This window comes from Providencia sp. PROV188 (genome assembly GCF_027595165.1).
Taxonomy (GTDB): Bacteria; Pseudomonadota; Gammaproteobacteria; order Enterobacterales; family Enterobacteriaceae; genus Providencia; species Providencia lanzhouensis.
Genome location: NZ_CP097292.1, coordinates 1 through 24279, shown reverse-complemented (window position 1 = coordinate 24279; position 24279 = coordinate 1). Strand labels below are relative to the sequence as shown.

10 protein-coding genes and 3 pseudogenes are annotated in these 24279 nt (G+C 35.2%); 5 read left to right on the top strand and 8 right to left on the bottom strand.

Annotated features, from left to right (window positions below):
* Window positions 1-223 precede the first annotated feature (223 nt).
* Window positions 224-1627: a cytochrome c peroxidase gene (locus tag M5X66_RS17970; protein ID WP_154635915.1), complete on the bottom strand. Its 1404-nt coding sequence runs from the start codon at window positions 1625-1627 to the stop codon at window positions 224-226.
* A gap of 734 nt (window positions 1628-2361) precedes the next feature.
* Window positions 2362-2880 carry a cytochrome b gene (locus tag M5X66_RS17965; RefSeq protein WP_036950982.1) on the bottom strand — a complete coding sequence of 173 codons (519 nt, stop codon included), beginning with the start codon at window positions 2878-2880 and terminating at the stop codon, window positions 2362-2364.
* Between the two features lie 364 nt (window positions 2881-3244).
* Between M5X66_RS17965 and M5X66_RS17960 the strand changes: the two genes are divergently transcribed.
* Window positions 3245-4353, top strand: a protein-coding gene (locus M5X66_RS17960; protein WP_410431369.1) for an IS3 family transposase whose coding sequence is annotated in 2 segments (ribosomal slippage) — window positions 3245-3497 and window positions 3497-4353 — 1110 coding nt in all. Because the reading frame shifts where the segments join, the coding sequence is not laid out codon by codon here.
* Between the two features lie 214 nt (window positions 4354-4567).
* Here M5X66_RS17960 and M5X66_RS17955 read toward each other — a convergent pair.
* Window positions 4568-13510: a TcdA/TcdB catalytic glycosyltransferase domain-containing protein gene (locus tag M5X66_RS17955; RefSeq protein WP_080675625.1), complete on the bottom strand. Its 8943-nt coding sequence runs from the start codon at window positions 13508-13510 to the stop codon at window positions 4568-4570.
* A gap of 1124 nt (window positions 13511-14634) precedes the next feature.
* Here M5X66_RS17955 and M5X66_RS18880 point away from each other — a divergent pair.
* A pseudogene (locus M5X66_RS18880) lies at window positions 14635-14857 on the top strand (IS3 family transposase); the annotation flags it as partial.
* Window positions 14858-15584: 727 nt separating this feature from the next.
* Here the strand turns inward: M5X66_RS18880 and M5X66_RS18620 are convergent.
* A pseudogene (locus M5X66_RS18620) lies at window positions 15585-15890 on the bottom strand (RNA-guided endonuclease InsQ/TnpB family protein); the annotation flags it as partial.
* Window positions 15891-16009: 119 nt separating this feature from the next.
* Between M5X66_RS18620 and tnpA the strand changes: the two are divergent.
* Window positions 16010-16399: pseudogene (gene tnpA, locus M5X66_RS17950) on the top strand (IS200/IS605 family transposase).
* An 868-nt stretch (window positions 16400-17267) separates the two neighbouring features.
* Here the strand turns inward: tnpA and M5X66_RS17945 are convergent.
* Window positions 17268-18116: a hypothetical protein gene (locus M5X66_RS17945; protein WP_036950991.1), complete on the bottom strand. Its 849-nt coding sequence runs from the start codon at window positions 18114-18116 to the stop codon at window positions 17268-17270.
* A gap of 426 nt (window positions 18117-18542) precedes the next feature.
* Entirely contained in the window at window positions 18543-19925 is a 1383-nt protein-coding gene (locus M5X66_RS17940) for a hypothetical protein (RefSeq protein ID WP_270104053.1), read from the bottom strand.
* Between the two features lie 16 nt (window positions 19926-19941).
* Between M5X66_RS17940 and M5X66_RS17935 the strand changes: the two genes are divergently transcribed.
* Window positions 19942-20400 (top strand): hypothetical protein, encoded by a 459-nt coding sequence (locus M5X66_RS17935; protein ID WP_154635827.1) that lies wholly within the window; start codon window positions 19942-19944, stop codon window positions 20398-20400.
* Window positions 20401-21327: 927 nt separating this feature from the next.
* Here the strand turns inward: M5X66_RS17935 and M5X66_RS17930 are convergent.
* Window positions 21328-22350 carry a ParB family protein gene (locus tag M5X66_RS17930; RefSeq protein ID WP_036954454.1) on the bottom strand — a complete coding sequence of 341 codons (1023 nt, stop codon included), beginning with the start codon at window positions 22348-22350 and terminating at the stop codon, window positions 21328-21330.
* Between the two features lie 5 nt (window positions 22351-22355).
* Window positions 22356-23600, bottom strand: a complete 1245-nt coding sequence (locus M5X66_RS17925; protein ID WP_270104052.1) for a ParA family protein — start codon at window positions 23598-23600, stop codon at window positions 22356-22358.
* Between the two features lie 332 nt (window positions 23601-23932).
* On the opposite strand from M5X66_RS17925, the gene M5X66_RS17920 reads away from it, so the two are divergent.
* Complete coding sequence (locus tag M5X66_RS17920) at window positions 23933-24067, top strand: DinB/UmuC family translesion DNA polymerase (RefSeq protein WP_262362068.1); 135 nt, start codon at window positions 23933-23935, stop codon at window positions 24065-24067.
* The last annotated feature ends 212 nt before the right edge of the window (window positions 24068-24279 follow it).

Here is a 24279-nt window from a genome sequence, read left to right as displayed (position 1 = left end):
TTGTTTAATATGAGTTTTCAGTGTTTCACTGATGTCTATCCCACTGAGTGATTATCGGAATTTTATATTAAGTTTAGTTCGAAGACTATTATTGTCATAGATTTATATGTTAAAAGATATCCGTTTTGAATGACTCATTGTTGATTAAATAGAATTGTTTAATATTTATGGACAATAGTTGTCATTATTGTCCATATTTTAATATATAATCCAATGTATTTTTTTACTGTAAATTCTTTTGGTTTTCTATTGAGATATAGGAACCCGTTAATGAATTTAAGAATGCAATGATATCATCGATATCTTTTTGTGGTAGGGTTTTACCAACTTGATATTCTAACATTAGTTTTACTGCTTCATCCAAGGTTTTTATATCCCCACGATGAAAGTAAGGGGCTGTTTCAGATATATTACGTAATGTTGGTACTTTTTGGCGGAAGCGATCGCGTTCATTTTTAGTTATATTGAATACCCCTAAATCTGCATTTGTTATGTTACTAAATGCAAAGTCTTTTTTGAGACCTAAAGGTTCAAATGATTGCCCTCCCAATGTTTTACCTACATGGCAGGTTGCACATTTATTCTCTTTAAACAAAGAATACCCACGTAGTTGTTGTGCAGTCAATACGTTATCATTTCCTCGTAAATATTGGTCGAATGGACTGTTTACTGTTATTAGCGTTTTTTCGAATTCAGCTATAGCGTCAGTAATTGTCATTTCTGTGAAGCCTTCAGGATAAACAGTTGTAAATTGTTTTTTTAATTCAAGGTCTTTATTCAATTTTTCAATAATTTCTTGCCAAGAACTTGATGCCATTTCTATTGGATTTAATGGCGGCCCTCCTGCTTGTTCTTGTAGATTATTGGCTCTTCCATCCCAAAATTGTTTTACATTAAATACGGAATTAAATACAGTTGGTGCATTAATCGGGCCTATTTGTCCATTAACACCGATAGAGGTTTTTTTATTATCAGTTCCCCCCATGTCTAGTTGGTGGCAACTTGCGCAAGAAATTGAATTATCCTTAGATAATCTAGGGTCATGATATAGCAAAGAACCTAAGGTAGCCTTGTCTTTTTGGGCGGGCAATGATAGTGGAATTGGTTGTATTGGCTCATGTTGCGTTTTTTCACTGGTTTTTTCAAGGGCGTAATATTTTTGACGTTCACCCTTTATCCATCTTAATACCCTTTCTTTTTCTTCTGGCTTAAAAAAACCGGACCAATGTAAACTGGTATAGCGAGCCGGGGGCATAGTATTGTGTTCTATCACCCATTCTAATTTAGATAAGTCACTTTCAGGGGGTTGCGTCCCATTGATTAAACTATTGCGGATGGGGGTAAAATCAAAAGATTTATAACCAAGATTGACATCATATTCCATTAACTGTTTTGCAATCGGAAGTTTTGAATAGAATGGTAATGGTGTTGATGGCATATGACAATAATCACAGCCAGTGCTTTCAAGGGTCTCTAATAATTTAATATTTTCATAGGATGATGAAATAGATGGTGTGACAGTTTGTATCCGCTGTTTGTCATAATAATAAATATAGCCGGACAACCCTAAGTATCCAAGAACACCAATTACTATAGAACCCCGCAGCCATCCAGATAGACTTTTCATTTTTAATGAATCCTTGAGAAAAGCAAAAATAGTCGTCTTGATAGGTGATGGAAATTAACTAAATATTAATTTTATGTTTAGTGCTTATTAATATATTAGAAATATCTATTTTTCTCATTCCAAATTATAGGAGGATAGTATATAAATTACTTTCATTTTTTGCTCATGGTAATGATATTGTGACGTATTTATAACTAAAGACTATTAGTATTAAACAATATAATTAATAATTTGTATGTGCCCTATATTTCCTGACTCATTTCTCCTCCTTGGTTGATAAGAGCGAGAGCTACTTTTTTGCGACCAGGTTCGACAGCTTTTTTAAATAGTCGATTTTTCATGGTTTTTTACCAAGCAAACTGTGTAGTTCTTTTATGAGTTTTCTTGCTGAAGCTAGCTTAGCAGTAGGAGCAACTTGTTCACCTGAATCATCGTAGTTAGTCTTTCTTCTTGATACTGCTACTGACTAAGGACAAGCCGGCTTGTCGCCCCTTGTTGGCGAGCAACCATGAAAATACGCATTACCCGCTTAAAAGCTTTACTGAACAATCGTCATTTTTGGGGCTGGTATTTTTTCTGCGTTCAGGAGCTAATATCTTGAACATATTCTTTTTAATAATTAGTGTGAAAACGAGTGTTAAGATTATCACTCATTTAAGTGATAGCAACTATCTGGAGGGTTAAGGGGTCAGTCTAATAACCCCTTTCATTATCACTAGATTAGTGGAAATTCTTCATGGTTTTATACGCGACATAATTTTGTCTTTTTTGATAAATTGATGATATAAAGCCGCTGCAATATGACCACCAATGATAGTTAAAACAATAACTTCCATTACCTCCCCATGCAACATTTTACCTATTTGATATAATGAATCGCTTTTCCCTATAAGAGATGGTACAACATCTCCTGCTAAAGTTAATGAACGCCCTTTCCCCGCAAAACGAAGATAACCACTAATTGGAATAATCAAGGTCATGAGGTAAAGAATAACATGTGCTCCATACATAAGTTTTTGCATCAAATGGTTTTTATACAGAGATACAGGTGATTTGACCGAAAATTTTATAATTATACGGGCAATTGTTAAAGCAAACACTGTAATTCCAAACCATGCATGTAAATTCAGCCAAAATACTCTAATCTCACTACCTTTATCAGATAAGGAACGTAATGAATTGCTCAAAAATAATAATACAAACAATAAGGCGATTGTCCAATGTATAATAATGATCATGCGGTTGTGCTTCATAAACATATCCTTAAAATAGTTATAGTCAAACGGTTTTAAATATCTCAGATTGTACTCGTTGAGTACTGAAGTATATTTAACATCAGTTGCTAAAAGCTATTTTTAGCTCAGAATGTGATCTAACTCAATATGGTTGATGGAGTATTTATTCACCATAGTTTTACTTTATTAAGAAGTTTATCCTTCTTAATATTAAACAGGATCTCACATGTGGTGATATAGTTAACTTGGTCACCAAGTTAGTGGTGATATTATATACCTAACAAACAGAAAGGTGACATTTATGATAAAACGTATTGTCCACTTCCCCTAAAATAAGACAGCTATAATTAGATTTTCTGCCCTAAAATTTGCAGAGGTCATGATGAAAAAAGCTCGTTTTACTGAAACTCAAATCGTTAATATTTTAAAACTCGCTGATTCTGGTATGAAAGTGGAAGATATTTGCCGCCAAAATGGGATCAGCAACGCCACTTATTATAATTGGAAATCAAAGTATGGTGGCATGGAAGCTAATGATATTAAACGATTAAAAGAACTCGAAGATGAAAATGCGAAATTGAAAAAGCTCTTTGCGGAAGTTAGCCTTGAAAACCATGTAATGAAGGAGCTTTTCGCAAAAAAGGGTTGGTAGTGGCTGAAAAGAAATCCTGTGCTCAGTCGTTAAAGGCTGCGGGTTTATCAGTCATTAAAGCGTGTAAACTAACATCGCTATCTCGTGCTTCGTTTTATCGAAAGACTCAAAATTGGCACGAGAAAGATAAAATCGTCATCGATGCCATACAATCCGTTTTAGCGAAATCTCCACAGTCGGGATTCTGGAAATGCTATTTTCGACTGAGATTTCAAGGTTATCCTTTTAATCATAAACGAGTTTATCGCGTTTATTGTCGCTTAGGATTAAATCTGAAACGACGGGTTAAAAAAGTGCTTCCGAAGCGTGAAAAAAGACCATTAGTCATAGAGAAAGTCCCGAATATTCAATGGGCATTGGATTTTATGTACGACAGTTTATATTGCGGCAAACGCTTCAGAACCCTCAATATTATTGATGAAGGAACGCGTGAATGCCTAGCGATCGAAGTTGATACGTCATTACCGGCTGAACGCGTCATCAGGGTGCTTGATCGTTTAAAAGCCGAAAGAGGGTTGCCGAAACAGATCCGAGTCGATAATGGTCCTGAACTCATTTCAGTTAACTTATTGAATTATTGTGAAGATAACGAAATTTTACTGTGCCATATTCAACCGGGAAAACCGCAGCAAAATGGGTTTATCGAACGTTTTAATGGTTCGTTCCGTCGAGAGTTTTTAAATGCGTATTTATTTGAATCATTAAGCCAAGTGCGAGAATTAGCGTGGTTTTGGCTGCAAGATTATAACCAAAATCGAACCCATGAAAGTTTAAATCACCTCCCACCGGAGGCCTATCGTCAACAGTTAGAAAACTCTAATTTAACGTGTCTCAATTAAAGGGGAGTGGACAATGTGTTTTGGGGGGAGCTGTAGTAGCTATGAATATTGGCATCATCGCTCAAAGAAGCTTTCAGCGTAACAAGAACATGAGAAATCCCCCATTATTTATAAACTTATAAAAAGCCTTAATAAAAATAATTAAGGCTTTACAGTTAACAATAATATACTATCGCGAGTTCAAATCATTCCAATCTAAAGGAAGGTTATATTGCTAGTTATTATAGATGACTACTTCATTTTCCATGTGGCTACATAATTTAAAAATATCGGATAATTGCATTTCTTTATTTTTATTAAAAATAATGTTAACGTTATACTTTTGCAAGCTTTGATTGTCGATAGAGTTTGACTTTATTATTAATGTAGAATATGTATCATTAAAGAAAAACTTTAAAATACACTTGCTATGTTTACAATAAGCAGTAACTTTAATCTTATTACTTACGCCAGACAAATTAATAGTCTCTGGATTTTCATTATCATTATGAAGGTAAATAGTATAATTGTTCCCATTATCACCAGGAAAAATATATTCACCACCTTTTGAACCATACAATACAGATGAAAACTCATTACTTAATTGTATTTTACATCCTGAAGACAACCCCTTATAAATCAAGGAGTTTTCTTCGTAGATGGCTTTGTGGTCACCATAGTCAAATTCATAAATAAGCCCCTTTAATACCCTAAATTTTTCATTTTGCAATACTTCTTTAGGAGTTAATATATGATTATATTTATGGTATTTTGAAAACTCAATCACATTTATTTTTTTTGCAAATAGCAATCCAGATTTATTGATTCCAAGCTCTAAACCATCCGCAGTGGAAATCATAAGACTATCTAAAAACCCCCCAATAAATCTTTTGTTGGGAGCATGGATCATAAGTATCTTTTCATCATAACGAGTATTATCATCAAAATAAAACAATATTTCAGAATGATAACGGTTAGCAATAAATATTTTGTTAATACCAAACCCAAATTGTAAATATTGCATTTGAGCATCATCAGTTAAATAAATATTTGCTATAAATGACTTTCCCGACAGACTAGGAATAGTGATAACATTACTCCCCCCACCAAGATAAACGTTAGCTCCAGAATGACCAATAATAAAATGGTTGCCTTGATTATTCCCGATAAAAGTATTTTTTCTATGATGGGAACCAACAACAGTATTAATATTGTCCTGAATTAAGGTCATCAACGTTTTTTGTTTATAGGGATACGAGGCTACATTATAAGTCACAACATCCTGTTTACCTGTCTTGCTAAGATCCAAGTGAACATTAAGATACTCTGGTAATTCACCAAATGAAATTGTATTTTTAGCTCCATTTTCTCCCCGAATAGTGAAATGACCTACCCCATTAGCATATACGGTAATCCCTCCAATCCCACCATTTATATCAAATGAATAATCAGCGAATTGAAGTAATTCGCCTAAATTTTGCGGGGAAAACATTGAGCGTTCTAGTGCAGGAACTATGACTCGAAAATTTTTTTCTCCTGCAATAACTTTGGTGTGTTTATGACTTTTTTCTATAGCTTGATAATTTTCTCTACTTACCTCTTGATAATCATCCCAAGCCATTCTAATTACTTCTGTATTTGCTGTAAACGTAGCCGTATAACCAAGAATGGCTGTATTATAGTCTCCAGCTGGTATTGATGGCATTTTTGAAGGCCAATTTCGATTAGCAAAACCTTTTACTAAATTCGATTCGGAAGACCGATCACGACAATGTGTTCCTCCAGAGTTGCCAAAAATGTTAGGGATATATACCTCATCTTTATTGACACATGAAATGGCATATTGACTGATTTTTCTTACTTCTTCATCTGATAAATTAGGGTTATTACCAATATTTTTACCATCATTATATGAAGGGATACCAGTGAGTATTGGTGGATTAGATGTCAAGTCTAGTTTCAAATTTCCCACTATCTGGCATGATGATAAATCTATCACTCCATTGTATTTATCTATATTTAGGATGCTTTCTGCTGCTTGATTAAAAAACGTCTCTATATTTAACCATGAAGCTCTTCTTGAATTCTCGTGATATAAATGCATTTGAAAATTTCTGATTTCTTGCTGTAGAAACATCAACGGAAAAGCAGCTAATCCAATAGGGGGAAAAGCAATACTTGATAAGGTTAATGCAGAATAAGTAGATGCAAAGGAAATATCAATCTCAGCCAACGTTTTTTCAAGGCTTCCCTCTTTAGCATCTAAATAAGATTGAACGGATTCGCCAAGAGACCACAAATTTAATGCGGTATCTAAAACAGGGAATCTGATGAGCTTAGCAACATGAGACAATACTTTTCCCGTTGAACCACCAATTTTTGTTGCTAATTGACTGATTTGTTGTGACACTATTCCTTCCAAAGATATATCACTAATACTAGTCCCAAATTTTTTATTTCCCATAAACATTAGTGTTGTACCAACAATTTTTTCGGTTACCGTCTTAATATCTGATCCTAAATTAGCGTGATCTACTGTAGAAACGTAATCACCATTATGTGTTAAGCGCACATATTGAATGATGCCTAGAATAGCCATAACTCCATCAAGGTTCATATTATCGACACCTTCAGATAGAGCATCTAACCCTTCTCGTAAAGTCATTTTTAAATCTGAAATATTAATGTCAACATTTACAACTTTGCGAGTATCTAACTCTTCTAGTGCTAATTTAATAGTCTCTGAGCTATCAGATAAGATTGTATTTTTAATTTTAAATTGACTAATTCCTGTTGATGAAATGGCATTTCTTATTCTCGAATATATATTCGAAAGCATTTGCCCTACACGCTCACTTTGGCGCTGTACTCTATGTGAAAAATGCTTATCTTTATTATCACTAAAAAATACGTCATCAAGATTGAGTTTTTTTTCTCCATCAGAAGATTTTAATGTTTCGACCAATAACTTTATTGCATCATGTTCTTTTTCTGTCAAATGATGCTCATCAATATATTTCTTTAATATTTTTTCGTTAATATTTAGTTTGTCTAGTTCATTAGAATTAAATACTGTTTTATTAATATTTTCATCAATTCTAGCTCCATTCCAATAGATGCCATATTTGTATAAATCAAATAAATTAAATTGATTATTATCAATTTTTATTATAAAATTTAAACTCTTTATTTTTTCAACTGTAGATTGATAATGATGAGTGCTTAAATTCAGTACGTCGGGGATAACAATACTTTCCCAATGATTATTTCTCACAAAGAGAATATCGATATTATCTCCTATTGCTTTTCCTGAGTACAGCTCTCGAACTTCAGGCGAAATATGAATAGAGCTCTCAACAAAATTTAATGCCTGTTCTAAATTAGTAAAATCTGCAGAACCAAAATTAGGATCTGTTACTCGACATTTATCCTCAAAGATCGAAATCACTATGCTATGAAAATTCATTGTGATTAGTAATTTTTTGATATGATTAGCTGATAAATATTCAGCAACAGTATTAACTTCAAAATCAGATAGTCTAATCTTTTCTATATTTGTTGACTGTAATAGTTTATTATTACCATGTTGTTGCGCATGCTCTATTTGATTTAGCATCGATGTTAACAAGTGTTTATCGGCTAGGGAAAGCTGAGATTGTTCGAGCAGACTCTCTTGGTATAACGCACTGGCTAACTCTAGATTTTCTTGTAAAATATTATAATGATTTTCATTCTTAACAAGAAGATACAACTCAGCTAACCCCATACAGCGACCTTCTTGGGGCGTAAGCAGTATTTGAGGATTAAATTGAACATTCTTCCCTTCAAATTTTGTTGCTGCATCTTGCCATAAGAGGGCATTTCTGCCATAAAAGTCCCCCCACTTTAATGCGTTATATTTTGCTTGAATAGATATATCATGTAACTTAGGTCCCGCAATAGGATTGGTGAGATAGTTGTCGTTACTCCCATATCCCAATCCTTTCAACGTACTTTGCTCAATCAAGGTTGAATCTGCTATTGAATATACTGAGGGTTGTTTTGAGTTTATTTCTTTTAAAAGGTTATTTGTAATACTGGGAAATTTATCCTGTGTTATGTGTAGAGCACATTCTAAAAAGCTGTTTTTACCTGTTAAGCCTCTACTAATGTCTGAGAGTGACGATTCATGATGAGTAGATGTTCCTTTTAGATATTCAAGAATATGAGCATCATTCTGTAACATAAAGCCTAGAGTATTCTGATTGAATTTAGATTTTATTAACTCTAACGTTATATCTTTACTCTTTTTAACGTCATAAAGCACCTCTAAAAAATTCCCCATTCTATCCAATACAATATTATTATTAGATAATATATCTTTCATACCGGACATCATAATGTCAGATGTTAATTTCCCTTCAACACTGGAATATCTTACTCCTAAAGCAGAGACATCTTGATTCATGACAGATAGGAAATATTTACTAAAATTATTTTTATCCAATACATCTAAAATAGATTCAAAAGTCAATCTTAATGATTGTTCATAATTGCTTGGACCAAAATGAACGATATCTTTACCAAAAAAATGGTTGTAAAGTTTTTTCAGAATAATTTTTGTATCCGTATCATTACCCCCGGTATAATCTGATATGATTTTTATCAGTTCAGTTGATGGTGCAGCTAAAGCCGGATGCCTCATCATCACCCCCGATTCTTGGCGAAGAATTCCGTGTTTAACTATGTCATTGAGGTCATCAAAACCATATCTATCATTTATCATCTTTTGGATTAAATGATTATCTTTTAAATCAGTAGAAATATTTCTAATTTCTATTTTTCCTTTACCCCACTTATTATCCGCCTCTTGCAATAATGAGTTGATTATTTGCTGTTCATTCGTAATATATTTATTCCATAATGTTATTATATCCCCTTTATAACCAATATTATACTTTAGATCATTTATATCTTTAATCTTTAAAAAATTAATTGTTTTCCCATTAATCTTAAAATTATCCTGAATAGGTAAGGATTTTATTTTTCTTTCAATTTCAATTAATTTTTTTTCTAAATTTTTATCTTGTGCAATCTTTTGTAAAACAGTAGATAGCTTTTCTTTTTCTGTAACTGAAATAGTTCCTAATTGTGACTTTCTTTTTAATCCGTAATATAGCTCCAACTCATAACCTAAAACTCCATTATACTCTTTAAATAAATTGATTATTTCATTTTCTCTTGCTTTTAATATTGTAAATTCCTTAGCCACTAATAACTTATTAATGAAATCATCTCTCCAAATTGAAATTTTTGTACTAATATTACTTGCAAGAATAGAACGAATTGATTTTTTATATCCATGAATGTCTTGACTAAGATCAGATAATAAATAATGAACTTGATTATTGATAGGTGTTTTTTTTCTATGTAGAGCATTCGTTAATTGATCAGATAAAGAAAGACCTGCCCATTTTACAAGGCTATCTTCACATGTTAGTAAGTGTTTATGTATTTTTTGATCAATATCAGATAACATATTTAAGTCTAAAATGTTTCTATCAATGAGCTTATTGTAATCATCTTCAAAATTTGGCCATTCTAATTTTAATTTTTGCACTAACTCAGATGGCCATCCTGTCTGTAGCTTTTCCAAATTTAATTTGGTTGGTGTAATGTCAAATAATATACTACTTTGTTTATTTGACTCAATTGATGTTAATACTTCTTTTATATCTAATTTCTTACCAACCCATGTACTTTCATCATCCGGTGTAATGTCATTTATACCTACTGTTTTTTGATTAATCCAATCATAGTGTTGACCTGAAGCTCCTACTACCTCTTTAAGATTCCCCATAAATGAATCATCGCCCAATCCTTTAAATTTATTATTATGTTGTTCTAAACGACACTGTCCAAGCTCTCCCAATGACTCATAATATTTTTTCATGGAGTTCATCATGGCATCCGGTCCAGTAATAGATAGTGTGCTGTATTTTTGGGGTATAATACCATCCATACGATAATGAGAAAATAAAGAGCCTTGATAGTATTTCTTAGGAGAAAACTTTTCTTTTTTCTGCTTTATTCTTATCTCGGGCTCGAACACATTAATTTTTAAAATATCGAGTAATGGTTTTTCATTAATACCTGTTTTATAATGTGCTAATTTTTCTCCATTCAAAATAACAACACGCTCGAATATAAATTTTTCTCCTTCAGTATCCTTACTTAAGTGATATTTTTTTCCTTTATCTAGACCATTATTTTCAAATATTCCATAAAAATAATGACTGAATTTCTCTATATCTGAAAACTCAACAAAACCACCATTAGGATCATAGAAGCCATATATTCTATTTTCGCCTTTGCCTACAGCCCAAGCAGCCATAGCATGTCCTGGTGCTTCTAACTTTAACAATATTGGCTCTATACTTTCTTTCTTCAATAATTCAATGGTGCTATGTAAAGTTTGTTTTTCTTTTTTCTCTTTCCATACTTGTTGATCAGTAGATAGCATTGGATTTTTGGAATGTAATCTCACCAAAGTATTTAACAGTTCTTTGGCTTTCATAATTTCAGTCTTTGTATAACGTGATGACTCACTTAATACCGCTGCAGCAGAATATAAATTTTCAATGAATTTGCCTGATAGATTTTCATTAGTTAAACTCTCTTGATATTTTGCTGACAGCAGAAGTACCGATAAAGGGTCACATCGCCCCCCAAATCCATCTCCAACCAAGTTTAATAAAAAGAGTTGGGGGATTAGTTTTTCCTTGGCTAATGGGTCAATTTCACCATTGGACTTTACTTTATCAAAAAGTTGATGGTATTCCTCTACTCTAGGTTGAAAAGTTACCGCCAAAGCACGCTTTTCAACTTCATAAGCTAATGCTCCTTTTTGTTCTTCAGATAAATTTTTGTAATTTTTTTTCATCAATGAAACAATATCGTGGATATTCATCTCTTCCTTGAATCCAAAAATATTATTTATGGCATTACCCTCTTTATATCCTTTAAGAAAATTTTGAGTTGCCCTAATATCTTTCTTTTTTACACCTTGATTTTCTACTGTAAGTAATTGCCCATATTCTTTTAGGTCCTTATCCAAACTTTTTAATATTTCTTTTTTTCTGGATTTTTTTTCATTACTTTCTAAATCAGAAACAAATAACTTAGATTCAACCTTTTCACTCCCTCGTAATGGTTCAAGGCTATCATTATTCGGATTATAGAATGCACGCTGTTCCCCTATCCCTTCTGTCCTTAACTGTTCCCTTATACCTAGAATTTCTCGGTATGTATTTTCTTGTCCCGCAATAACAAAATCCATGACTTTACTCTCTTTATGGGTGGCAAGGAAATTATTATTGCCTCTTATTTTCCAACCTTTTCTACTAAGTTGATGACTCTTATGCATCATCATTGAATCTCGTATTACTTTGGTATCAATGGGGGAAAATATTTTACTCTCTTTAACTTGTATTTTTAGTTTACTAATTATATTATCCAATTTTGTGATGTCTTCTCGAGGTAGTTTATGTTTTAATCCCGCACTAGGTTCATTGCTTACTAATGATAATATTTCGTCACTTAGAGCACGACGATGGTCTTCTTTTTCAAGGAAATCGTAATTATTACAATTATCTTGCACTATTTTATAAACTTCGGGGGTATAATTCGGCATAACATCATGGTCAGCATAAATTCCACCGTGATTTTTTAATATATAGGCGCGTAGCATGTCGGTTGCTGCGGCATAATTTCCTCGAAGAATTAGCTCTTGTTGATAATTTTGTTTTTTATGCGCTATCTGCATTTCAGGTAATTCATTAACATCTTTTATGTTTACATTTTCTTTACCAAAGATATCGATAAGTTTTTTCTCTAACTCACGTAATTTTCTGTTGTTTTCTTCAACTATTTGTTGAAATTCCTTTATTTTTTCTGCATCATAATTTAAGATTTCTTTCAAGAATTCAATGCGATGATTGTCATTAAATGTTAATAACCCTTTGATATAAGCATAGTTCATCACCGAATCCTGAACTTGTAATACAGACTTGAACAAACAACGCTCAAAAAGATCGGTTAATTTTATATTAAAACTTTCAGAAAAATCTTGTCCGTTTTTTAAACGGTGAATCTCTTCATAACTTAATAAACTAAGTAGCTCATTCTTTGCATTTTCAAAAGCAATAATTCTAAGTTCCTTATTAAAAGCGCTTGCCAACATAGCATGAGAATCAGTCCAAAAGTTGTAAATAAAATCAGGATATGCGTTTTTATACGCTTTGGCATATCTTGTGATACTTTCTGGTGGTACTCCTGCAATCCAAGCAATGTTAATATTTTTTTCTATTTCAACTTTATGTGACTTATATTCATTTTGAACTTCAGCTATCAGTTTAATAATATTATTTTTCTCGACCTCATTATTTCTAGTGTTACCATGTTTATTTAAAGAATAGTAAATATTAGACAAGGTATTCGCTTGTTGCTTTAACATCTCAATACCTTCCCTACTGTTTTTATCTTTTAAATTCAAATAACCATTTATACTTTGCTTTAATAAGCTAATAAGCTCTGGACGAATTTCATGTTTTTTCTTAGAGCCATTGTGAATTTTATCTAATATATTATTTGGTGTTAAGGAGTATTTCCCATTAGTATTTAAGTGATGTGCTTTTTGTTCCTTGCTACCATCTTCAAGGCTCCTTTTCTTGATTACTTTACTTTTCACTTCTAATTCGTGAGGTATTGTTAAACTGGGTGTATTATAAACATGCTCTAGTGGTGCCAGATTAGATATAATAGGTTCTTTAGAGGCAACTGATTCAATGTCGTTTAGATTAACGTTATTATTACCATTAATTAAAGGTGTAGAAGGCGATGCATGACCAGACATTAATAATCCAATTCGATACAAAATGGCTGTTTTCCAATTTCCACTGGTTGTTACTGGATGTTGACTTGTTGTGGGATTAAGTGTTTTCCTTATTTCCTCTTGAATGAAGCCACCAATAGCCACCACATCTTCAGTTGAGGTGTTCTTAATCTTTGTAATTCGATTAATAAATGGCTCATAAGTTTTCTCACTCTTATCACTAATGCCAATATCATTAGATGTGTTATTTAGTGCAGTTGTGTTGTTTTCTTGTGGTGAATTAAAAATCACTGAATTAACTCTCATCTATACCATCCTAATCAGAATTAATTTAAAATTAACTATTTAGATTGATTCTTATATCAAAAACACGCAGTATATTTGTAATATCGTTATAACTTTCCCGCATAACGACTAAAATACCTCTCATTTATAATTATAATATCTTCTTGAGTCAAATATGGATTGAAATATAGATAGCGTTATCCTATTAAATTATACGCCAATTTGTAATGGTCTAATGATCCCGAACACTTTGTTAGAGGAAGCAGTATCAACGAAGTGATAATTCACAGAAAAGCGTTTACCCATGAGTTTAAATAGGCATGTGTCTATCTGATTATCCTGCACAAGCACTTGATGATACAAGCTACTAAAGCAATGATTCAAGATTGTCGCGCTGGTTAGTTAGTATTGCGAAGACGTTCGGAAGGAAAAGTGCTATTACACCTAAACAATAGTGAATAGGGGAGCTTGAACAGAAAGTAAGTCAGCTTCAGAGCAACAATGACAGGTTAAAAAAATTTAGGGCTTTTTTGCTATAGAAATGAATAAGTGAAAAAAGTTGTGGTGAAGCTGAAGAAAAGCTGGGCAAATATTCAGCAGGTATACCGCTGCTTGTCGCTTACGAACAGTATGTTTTATGTCCAAGCTCTCAGTAGACAATCCCCTATTAAATCTCCAGACAGTTGCTAGCACTTAAATGAGTGATAATTTTAACACTCATTTTTACACTAATTCTTAGAAAGAATATGTTCGAGATATTGTTACAAGCCAGCTTGTCCTTTGGTCGTAGCAGTATCAAGAAGGAAGTCTGATTACGATAATCTCAGGTGAACAAGTTGCTCCTGCCTCTAGGCTAGCTTCAGCAAGAAAACTCATAAAAGAGCTACAGAGTTTGCTTGGCAAAAACATGGTTTTAAAGAAGAAGTCGAGTCTGGTCGCAAAAAAGTGGCTAACGCTCACGCTCTTATCATCTAAGGAGGGATATGAGTTAGGAAATATAGGGGTCAAATGCATCTGGTGAGTAGAACACTCGGAGCATGAGCGGGTTCTATCAAAATGAATTGGAAATATAAGCGAGGTCGATGTTCTCAAGATGACGATGATGCCTTTGCTCGTATACTCAACGCAATCGATATGCTTAAGAAGTTGATTTATTCCCTAGACATGCGGCGGTACGAAACCCACACAGTAATGGTATTGGGGAAAGCTTTGTAAAAATCATAAAACGGGATTTCATCTGTTTAATGTGAAAACCGAACGGATTAACGGCGGTCAAAAATCGTGCAGCAATCCTCGAGCTTATCATGAATAGCATCCAGTACACAGGGTTATCGTTCGCCGCGAGTGTATCTGCGGCGACGAACCTAGAATAAAATCAGTGATAAAAGTGTCTGTAAATATTGTGTCAAATACATATTCTTTTTGGTGAGCACAAAAATTTGACTAAGTAGCGTATATGAATATATATTCTTAGGAGGCTGTAAACAGGCCCGAGATTCGCAACTTGGATACCACAATGAGGGTAACTGTATTAACAGTTGTTTATAGTAACGTGCAGTCAATTTATAGTCGAAAACATCATATTGGGCATGCAAGGGAATCGAAAGGTTCGCTGGGTTCATTGTGACCAGTATTGCGAATCTTGCATGCCTTTATTTTAATATTGAGTTGTATTATAGTCTTGTGATGAGTTATCTATGAATGATATTCATGATGATGTTGCCCAAAATAAGCCAAGAATAAAATCCCACTCTAAAGGCGTAATTGGCATTTTTCCTGCATTAAGTGTCAGTATTCTTTCACTAAGAAATTTTCTATTTTAAGATAACATTCCTCGGAAGTTAAGATATGGCAACTTAGGGTTTTCTTGCCGTTTATGATAAAACTCCAGTGGGATGTGATTGAAACTTTCATGAGTCTGATTTTGATTATAATCTTGCAGTCAAAACCAAGCCATTCACTGGAGTAATTTTGTAAGGTAATCCCCGCTCTTCCTTTCTTAAGCTCTAGCTGATGCCAGACCTGCAATCGTTCATACTAAAAAGTAATACCCCTTAACGGGATAGACTTGCCAAATCTAGTACATCGACTAAAATTTACCTAGGATGTCCTGTGACTGTCGAAATTTGACCCAGCCGACACCTGATGGAAGCTTCACCTTGTGTTTTTCGAGACTGCAATACTTCTCTAAGTTAACAATACGGATTGAATCACTTCCGCCGCTTTTCTTCTTAAATACAGGTGCTTTCGCTGCCAACTTTTTATCAAAGCAACGTTTCTATGCACTATGCAGGTCTTTCAGCTTTTGTTGAAGATTATCGGTGTAGGCTTTCTGTAAGAACGCACGTTCAGGGGTTTTCTTCCATGCCGTCAGCATTCGGTTTAGTTCAAATGCTGACGGCTGAATCCAGTATTTTTTTTCGTCACCGCCAACCCATAATGTAGGCTTTGCGGATTCGCATCATAACTCAGTGTGTAGTAAATTCTTTCGTTATATTACTGTGTTTTCGGTCAGCTTCAATGCAAAAGTACAAAATTAATCGTTTAAGATATGCAGCTTTTCTTTTGCATGTTCATTTCGTTTTTGTAACGAAATATCGTCGAAAAATATTGGAGGAGTGACACTATGCAGCATTTCATCAGTATGCAACTGATGTTTGTCGTGATTTTGGTGCGGAACTTACAGAAAGTTACAGGGATATCGACCATGTTCATATGCTGATGGAGTATCCACCAACAGTGCAGTTATCGGTGCTGATTAATTATCTGAAAGCAGTAACATTTCGCCGTTTGCGTAACGAGTTTATGGATTTACGGGGTACATACGGTAAAGCTGTGTTTTGGTCTTGTTCATTCTTTGCTGGTTTGTGCGGAGGTGCGCCACTGGATGTTGTGAAACGGTACGGCTGATAATTCTACGGGCTTTTAAGACCGTCCAAATTCCCTTTCCACCTTGTATCGGTGGGGTACCCTTTGGCGGTAAATATGACCTAGAACTAATGGGAAGTAGTTCTTTAATTTATCAAACAACTCATCTTCAGATAAGGATGTCCGCATGGATTGAATCTGATGTGTTCTCTATTCATCATTCGTTCCCAGGATATTTCCTGTGAATCTCGAAACCCAATAACCAATATTCATGTCAATCATCTATTGACTCAAATTGTTCGTCATCATGCCAAAAGGAAAACAATGGTGAAATTATATACTACCGCCAAAGTACAAGGGGGCTGGGGCTACTGATATTGACCACCCCGCTTTTCCTATGGACAACTTTGACTTATGGCAGTTGGCACGCGAGAAGCTTTGTTTTAGGAGAAAAAAAGCTCGTGAATTGCCGATTTCGTATAAAAAGATGAAACGCAGTCTTATGACCATTGGTCACCGTGTGAAATAATACCACACTACGATTATACCTGTCATTATATGATAAAGACGGTCAACTGAACGTGACTGTGACGGAATTGGATGTCACCGATACGTGAAAACGCATTCAAAAAATTTCTAAACAACAATCACGAACCGCATTATAAGGTGAGACCCTATTCCCCGTTTTCCGTTGAAGAAAAAATTGTTGGTTAGGTAAATTAGCGTTTGCGGCTTTAGTTGCTCTTAAACTGGCACAATGGGATGGAAAAACAGCCCGAAACTTGCGGGCTGAAAATCTTTTCTGCTTCGTTGGTTACAAACAGCACTAAAACAAAAACGTTTTTACTGCTGCGTTATCCATGATTTTGAATGGGTTATCAACTTTGGTCAACAACGCTTAATGACTTTATTAATCAATCTCAGAGATAAACTTTTCTGATACGGTACTACGTTTTACTGTATCTTCGGGCTTATAAGTAGGGGCAGAAGGTGTAACAGTACTACGTAATGAGTGTTCTGGGAAGTTATTACCATTGTAATACATTCCTGCTCCATGGTATCCGGTAACTGTAACATTGTTATAACCAGCGTCATTCAATGCATCAAGTAGATGTGCTGCAGGGGCTTTTACTGTTTCTTCATTTATTGCTATGCCCAAAAATGTTGATTTTTTTATAAAACTTTCACTATATGTCTTCAGATCTGGATCCTTTATATTGTTGATTGGCTTCGTATCTGCAGAATAGCAGCTAGTTAATCGGATATCTTTAACTGTTTTAGGAACCCCCATATCAGAAAGAGTCTTAACCACTTCATTCATGGTGAGTTTTAGGTGGTCAACTTGTAAGGAGTTTTTTCCAGCTCCGCCATGACCATGGACATAAATTTTTTGGTTATCGTTAAATTGAAAATTACTCGCATGATATGTCGACACATTCTGTAGAGCATATATGAAATGAGAACCTACATCGTCATCTGACCGTCCTGTTTTGTGTGGGCGAATTATTCCGTATTCTTGTATCGTTTTTTCTTTATATAATTGAAACTTACTATGGGCTGCTTCAGACGCAAAAACTATCGGATATTTTTTTAGATCCTTGGTTGAATTTGAAACTCGATGAACGTAACTGCCTAATAAAGACATAAAATCGTTTTTTTGGGGAGTTCCCCCATCACCAAGATAAATATTTACTCTTTCATTTGCTTGCGAAGTTTGGGATGGGATAACTGAGGGGCTATTTAAGGGGATTCTGAACATAATGATATCCTGTATATTATCTGAGAAAATGAAGGTAAATTCATAGTTCGATTTATTTAGGTTATTTTTATATTTTGTTTTACTCAACTTTCAAGAAAAACACTATCCTTGGTAGCTATTCTATCCATTATATATAGTCAATCACATTATTTTTTAATGTGAAAGGGCTTGTTGAAAGAATTGAGGTTTCATTTGGGTGTAGAACAATGAACCCCTCTTTAATTTAAAATAAAAAATCTATAAAAAAACGCTCATTTTTAAATGTGCATTAATAATATTTTATCAAGCTAAAATTTAAGGGATTAATGCTATTTGTTCTATTATCAAATTGACAGCTACAAGCCCTTTAGGGCGCGAAGCTGTCAATGATATATTAATTACTATTATTAATCTCAGTGTTATATTTCGGTACTTGATGTTTATGCATCAAGAGTTTCTATCTACCGAGCCATATTTTTTCTCCAAAACAAGTTTCAGTTCATCCAGATATGAAGGACTGTTATTGCCATGTCCCGGTCTGTTAGGCTGCATTGGTGATGCCGGAGTCGATGTATCGGCGTTTCTTGGTGTCGAAGCATCCGTTGTATCAACTGGGCTATTTCTTTTCCCCAAAACAAGTTTCAGTTCATCCAGATATGAGGGACTGTTATTGCCATGTCCCGGTCTGTTAGGCTGCATTGGTGATGCCGGAGTCGATGTATCGGCGTTTCTTGGTGTCGAAGCATCCGTTGTATCAACTGGGCTATTTCTTTTCCCCAAAACAAGTTTCAGTTCATCCAGATATGAGGGACTGTTATTGCCATGTCCCGGTCTGTTAGGCTGCATTGGTGATGCCGGAGTCGATGTATCGGCGTTTCTTGGTGTCGAAGCATCCGTTGTATCAACTGGGCTATTTCTTTTCCCCAAAACAAGTTTCAGTTCATCCAGATATGAAGGACTGTTATTGCCATGTCCCGGTCTGTTAGGCTGCATTGGTGATGCCGGAGTCGATGTATCGGCGTTTCTTGGTGTCGAAGCATCCGTTGTATCAACTGGGCTATTTCTTTTCCCCAAAACAAGTTTCAGTTCATCCAGATATGAGGGACTGTTATTGCCATGTCCCGGTCTGTTAGGCTGCATTGGTGATGCCGGAGTCGATGTATCGGCGTTTCTTGGTGTCGAAGCATCCGTTGTATCAACTGGGCTATTTCTTTTCCCCAAAACAAGTTTCAGTTCATCCAGATATGAGGGACTGTTATTGCCATGTCCCGGTCTGTTAGGCTGCATTGGTGATGCCGGAGTCGATGTATCGGCGTTTCTTGGTGTCGAAGCATCCGTTGTATCAACTGGGCTATTTCTTTTCCCCAAAACAAGTTTCAGTTCATCCAGATATGAGGGACTGTTATTGCCATGTCCCGGTCTGTTAGGCTGCATTGGTGATGCCGGAGTCGATGTATCGGCGTTTCTTGGTGTCGAAGCATCCGTTGTATCAACTGGGCTATTTCTTTTCTCCAAAACAAGTTTCAGTTCATCCAGATATGAGGGACTGTTATTGCCATGTCCCGGTCTGTTAGGCTGCATTGGTGATGCCGGAGTCGATGTATCGGCGTTTCTTGGTGTCGAAGCATCCGTTGTATCAACTGGGCTATTTCTTTTCTCCAAAACAAGTTTCAGTTCATCCAGATATGAGGGACTGTTATTGCCATGTCCCGGTCTGTTAGGCTGCATTGGTGATGCCGGAGTCGATGTATCGGCGTTTCTTGGTGTCGAAGCATCCGTTGTATCAACTGGGCTATTTCTTTTCCCCAAAACAAGTTTCAGTTCATTCATAAATGAGGGGGTATTATTGGCACCTTCATTTTTTCCCGATACACTTTTTAGATTCTTAAATAAAGTTTCTGTATGTGGGGTTGGTGTTTCACTCGTAGAATTAGATAACGACGAAGCAGATTGTATCTGCAAGCTTTGTGAACCGCTAGTAGAATTCGGTAATGGTGGCGCAGGTGGTATCTGTGAGCTTTGTGAACCGCCAGTAGAATTCGGTAATGGTGGCGCAGGTGGTATCTGTGAGCTTTGTGAACCGCCAGTAGAATTCGGTAATGGTGGCGCAGGTGGTATCTGTGAGCTTTGTGGACCGCCAGTAGAATTCGGTAATGGTGGTGCAGGTGGTATCTGCGAGCTTTGTGGACCGCCAGTAGAATTCGGTAATGACGAGGATGATGGTCTCCCCGGGGCTTGTGTATTAACATTTCGTACCGAGAGTAATAAGAGAGAAATCCTCTGTGTAGGTGTAGTTGTATTTTGAGCTCTGTTTAAATTAACAGAGTTACTCCGGAGAGAGCTTATTAAAGAGCTACATAATTGTGGAATTTTCATATTTAAAAAACCTATATAAATAAATTGTCACCTATTATCTTATTTTTGTTTTCTTTTTTCTTTCAAGAAACGTTCATGTACCCATTCGGGGTGATATATAACTTTATATATCAACTAAAGTTTGGTTTTTATTAAAAGGAAATTATGTGTTTCTTTACTCTCCGTGTGATTGAGAGAATGTGTAATATTCTATTTTAGTATTAATGTATAACTAGTATGGGATACACATTGTTATCAAGATTTTTGTGTTTTGATTAGTATGTGAGAGAGTGATCTTTTATTTTTTAAATTTCATTTTTCTTTTTCAGAAAATAAATGAAGTTTAAGTAAAAATATACAAGATTTTCAAAATCATTACCTTAGATTGCTACTTTTTGACAATTTTAGGAGTTAAAACTAGATCATTCATAGCATGAAAATGAGATGAAGAAATGGTTATTTGCAAAACTATTAGAGTTCAATTTTTGGTGTGTAGTTTAACTATGCGAGGGGGTAACAGTATTTATTATTCGATTCATCGATAAAACCGAGTGCGATTCTAGAATGTGTCATACGGTTACACCGTATTGATAAGTTATCACTAGCCAGCTTGACTATAATACCTAATATCCTCTACTTGAATGCAAAGTTTAATTGCGTGTTGGATAAAGTAAATACTTTGTAGTTTTTGACGAACAAGGGGGTTGTTTTATTACGGGAAAATGAAAATAAAATCATAATGCATTGTTTATATTGGTTTAATTTTCTTAGTTGTTTTGGCGAAATACGGTTGGTTTCGATATGCTATTTTGCGGCATGTTACCTCTGTAAAGGAACGCCTCGCCATTTACGGCAAGACGTAGCCACATTATTCTGTTTATTCTTTACTTTTTTCTTGAACCATTTTAGACAGCTTTAGCTTTATCAAGCGTTCAAGCTCTTGAATAACGGTTTGATTAAGCCTATTAAATTCAAAACGCACTTTTCTACCGTTTCCACTGTAGCTAATACGGGCATATTGATCCTTATTATTGAATTCGACAATATCAGAGGTTTTCCATGCTGATGTGGGTTTAGTTTTGTCTGTCATCAACTCTAAAATAGTTGATAAATCGTCTAATATATTTTTTTGTGTTTCCTGGATATTGTCGATTACTAAGCCTTTACGATTATCTTTAACCTCTTTGCATAGTGCTGCTAAATCTATGCCCTCTTTATTTGCATTACTTTGGAGTTTAGAAAGACGGGCATAGAATGTATTGGGAATTCCTTCGCAGTCAGGAAATAAATTAATTAGACGCACATCAATTAATGCTGCCTGAATGCGTTTACGAACTGACTCAGTACTTATACCAATATATTGGGCTAGTTGTTCATTAGTTGTGAAGTTATTATCCTCCATTAGCTTTTGATACTGTATACCTACCTCGCGGTAAGATAGCTTTCGAGAACTCTGCGCAGCACTAATGATAGAGAAAATATCTTCATTGGATATGTCGTTTGGTAAAACCCATAATGGCAGATCGGTAGATAATTTTATGCAGCAATAGCGACGCCGACTTCCTTCAATTAAGTGGTAAATACCATCCTTTCTGACAGCAATACCTTCAGTATCCACTCCCCGTTGTTTTATTTGTTCCAGAATATCGCCCATGGAGTTCTCATCCAATGCTTCCTGGTTACGTGGATTAAGAGAATGAACAACAGTTTGTTCAGAGATTTTATCCCCTGCGACTATGATGTGTTCAGCATCAACTTTACGCCCGTCTTTCAGTGTAAAGGCTCTTTTGGGGATATTTTCCCCTTTTAAAGAGGGGAGTCCATTTCTCTGCTCAAAACGTGTTTTTTTCGAATTTCCTAAATACATATCTTTGTTTGTATCTCTTTCTACATCAGCCATGTGGATTACTCACTTTTTGCAGAGAAACTTTTGATTTCATTTATAAATTGTTGATATACTGAATTTACTGACATTTCAGCTATATCGAATTGTTTTGCAGGACATAAATCCTCTGATTTTTTGATATCTAAGATTGTCCTGCCCCTTTCCGCTGCTGCAACAAAAGCCTCTGAATGTTTTATATTAGTTGTCATGAATTTGTCTTGTACGGTACGTACAAGCTTGTTTAATGTTCGAACTTCATGCTGGCTTCTGTCATCGACATTAACAGCTAGTACCTTCATCCATTTGATATTTTCTCCCCTAGATGGCAGCTGCTGTAAACGTGCACCAATCGTTAGCATATAATTTGTTGTGGAAGCAAAGTCATATTCACGCGGCGTTATTGGCACTAGTAGTGCATCAGCAGCTTCATTTGTTGACCATATGATTGGCGAGTCTTGTGGGGGGGTGTCGATAAAGATAAGATCATAATGCTCTTTTAGAACAGGAACGACAATATCTCTAAAACGAGTGAGAAGCTTATTTCGTTCATCTTTGCTTAAACGCCAGTATAGGTCAGTGAATCTATCATCTGTGGGAAATGCTGTAATAACATCCATATTCGGAAGATGTGTACTGAATGGAATATTGGCGATGATATCTGCCTCAGAATAACCTGCGGCTATATATTGAGAATAATCACCATCAGGTTCGTATTCAGCTAGCAAAACATCCGTAATTGTCAGATAAATATCGTCATCATTAGTCGTTCGGATAAGATTATTTCCGATTGATCCTTGAGGGTCTAAGTCTACGATGCAGCAGCGGGCGTTTAGGTGTAGATCTAATGCAGCCGCTGTTGCAATTGTTGCTGTAGTTGTACTTTTGCCTGTTCCACCTTTATGGTTTTCTATGACGATGGCTCTTGGCTTATACATATCTGAGTAACGATGAGCACCCAGTTCTTCCATGATCACTTGAACGTCGAATCGAGTATAAAGATGGTTTTTATTTTGAAAAATAGGTTCGCCAATGATTTTTTTAGCCTGCATTTCAGTCACAATCTTTGAGAATGTATTGCGGGATTTTCCAAAAAAATCAGCCAAAGCTGTTTTGTTTAAACAGTGGTTATATATAAGCCGGTCCAGACCATCTACTTGTTCATCAGTAACTTTAATCGTATTTACTTCAGCGATAGATTCTTTTAGTGAAATTTGTTCAGCTTTCATCCGCTGACCAATTATTAATATTTGATCTAAAATTGACATTGTTTACCCCGTGTTTATTTTTTTATATTATTAATGTGAATTGAGCGTATAACAAGTAAATTTTTTGTTTTAATGCACAAAATAAAGTTTTACGCTTGGTTATTTGCCTGTGATATCTTGGCGAACAAGGGGGTTGTTTTTATGGGGAATAGGAAATTTTTTGAAAGGTCTGTAATAGCAAGGGATATGGTATAACTTTTTTGATATCCTCCCCCTAAAGGAAGTCGATTCTTACAAGGTTGAGACTTCAGTCTGATTCGCCTCGATGGTTTCCTGCTTCTACAGGCTGCTCCCTCCCTCCACAGGCAAGTACGGCATGTCCTATTGCTAAGATGTTACATGTCCAAATTATTTGCTTACGTTCTCTTGGTCATAAAGTGGTGGATTACGAGTTAGTTCGCCAATCGATGTGTGTGTTTGCTGAACGCGCTGCAGAAAAACTGCGTGAAGAAAAACAGTATTATTGATTAGTGACATTGTGGGGGGCAGAGTAGCCTTTTTCTCATCATAAGCCGCCTATTATTGGCAAGAACTCCAAGCACTCATTTATCCCTCACAAGATACGCAGAATATTATTTAGGTGCAGTCACTTTGTTTGACCGACTTTGGCTTCTGAATGTGAAATACAGTAAAAGTGGCATATTGCTCAGTGAATTTTCCCCTTCAGGGTAACTGAATT

Bases quoted from the DNA above. Each gene is read 5' to 3' on its own strand.
- M5X66_RS17970 (WP_154635915.1), bottom strand. From the start codon at position 1,627: ATGAAAAGTCTATCTGGATGGCTGCGGGGTTCTATAGTAATTGGTGTT.
- M5X66_RS17965 (WP_036950982.1), bottom strand. From the start codon at position 2,880: ATGAAGCACAACCGCATGATCATTATTATACATTGGACAATCGCCTTA.
- M5X66_RS17955 (WP_080675625.1), bottom strand. From the start codon at position 13,510: ATGAGAGTTAATTCAGTGATTTTTAATTCACCACAAGAAAACAACACA.
- M5X66_RS17945 (WP_036950991.1), bottom strand. From the start codon at position 18,116: ATGTTCAGAATCCCCTTAAATAGCCCCTCAGTTATCCCATCCCAAACT.
- M5X66_RS17940 (WP_270104053.1), bottom strand. From the start codon at position 19,925: ATGAATGAACTGAAACTTGTTTTGGGGAAAAGAAATAGCCCAGTTGAT.
- M5X66_RS17930 (WP_036954454.1), bottom strand. From the start codon at position 22,350: ATGGCTGATGTAGAAAGAGATACAAACAAAGATATGTATTTAGGAAAT.
- M5X66_RS17925 (WP_270104052.1), bottom strand. From the start codon at position 23,600: ATGTCAATTTTAGATCAAATATTAATAATTGGTCAGCGGATGAAAGCT.
- M5X66_RS17920 (WP_262362068.1), top strand. From the start codon at position 23,933: ATGTTACATGTCCAAATTATTTGCTTACGTTCTCTTGGTCATAAAGTG.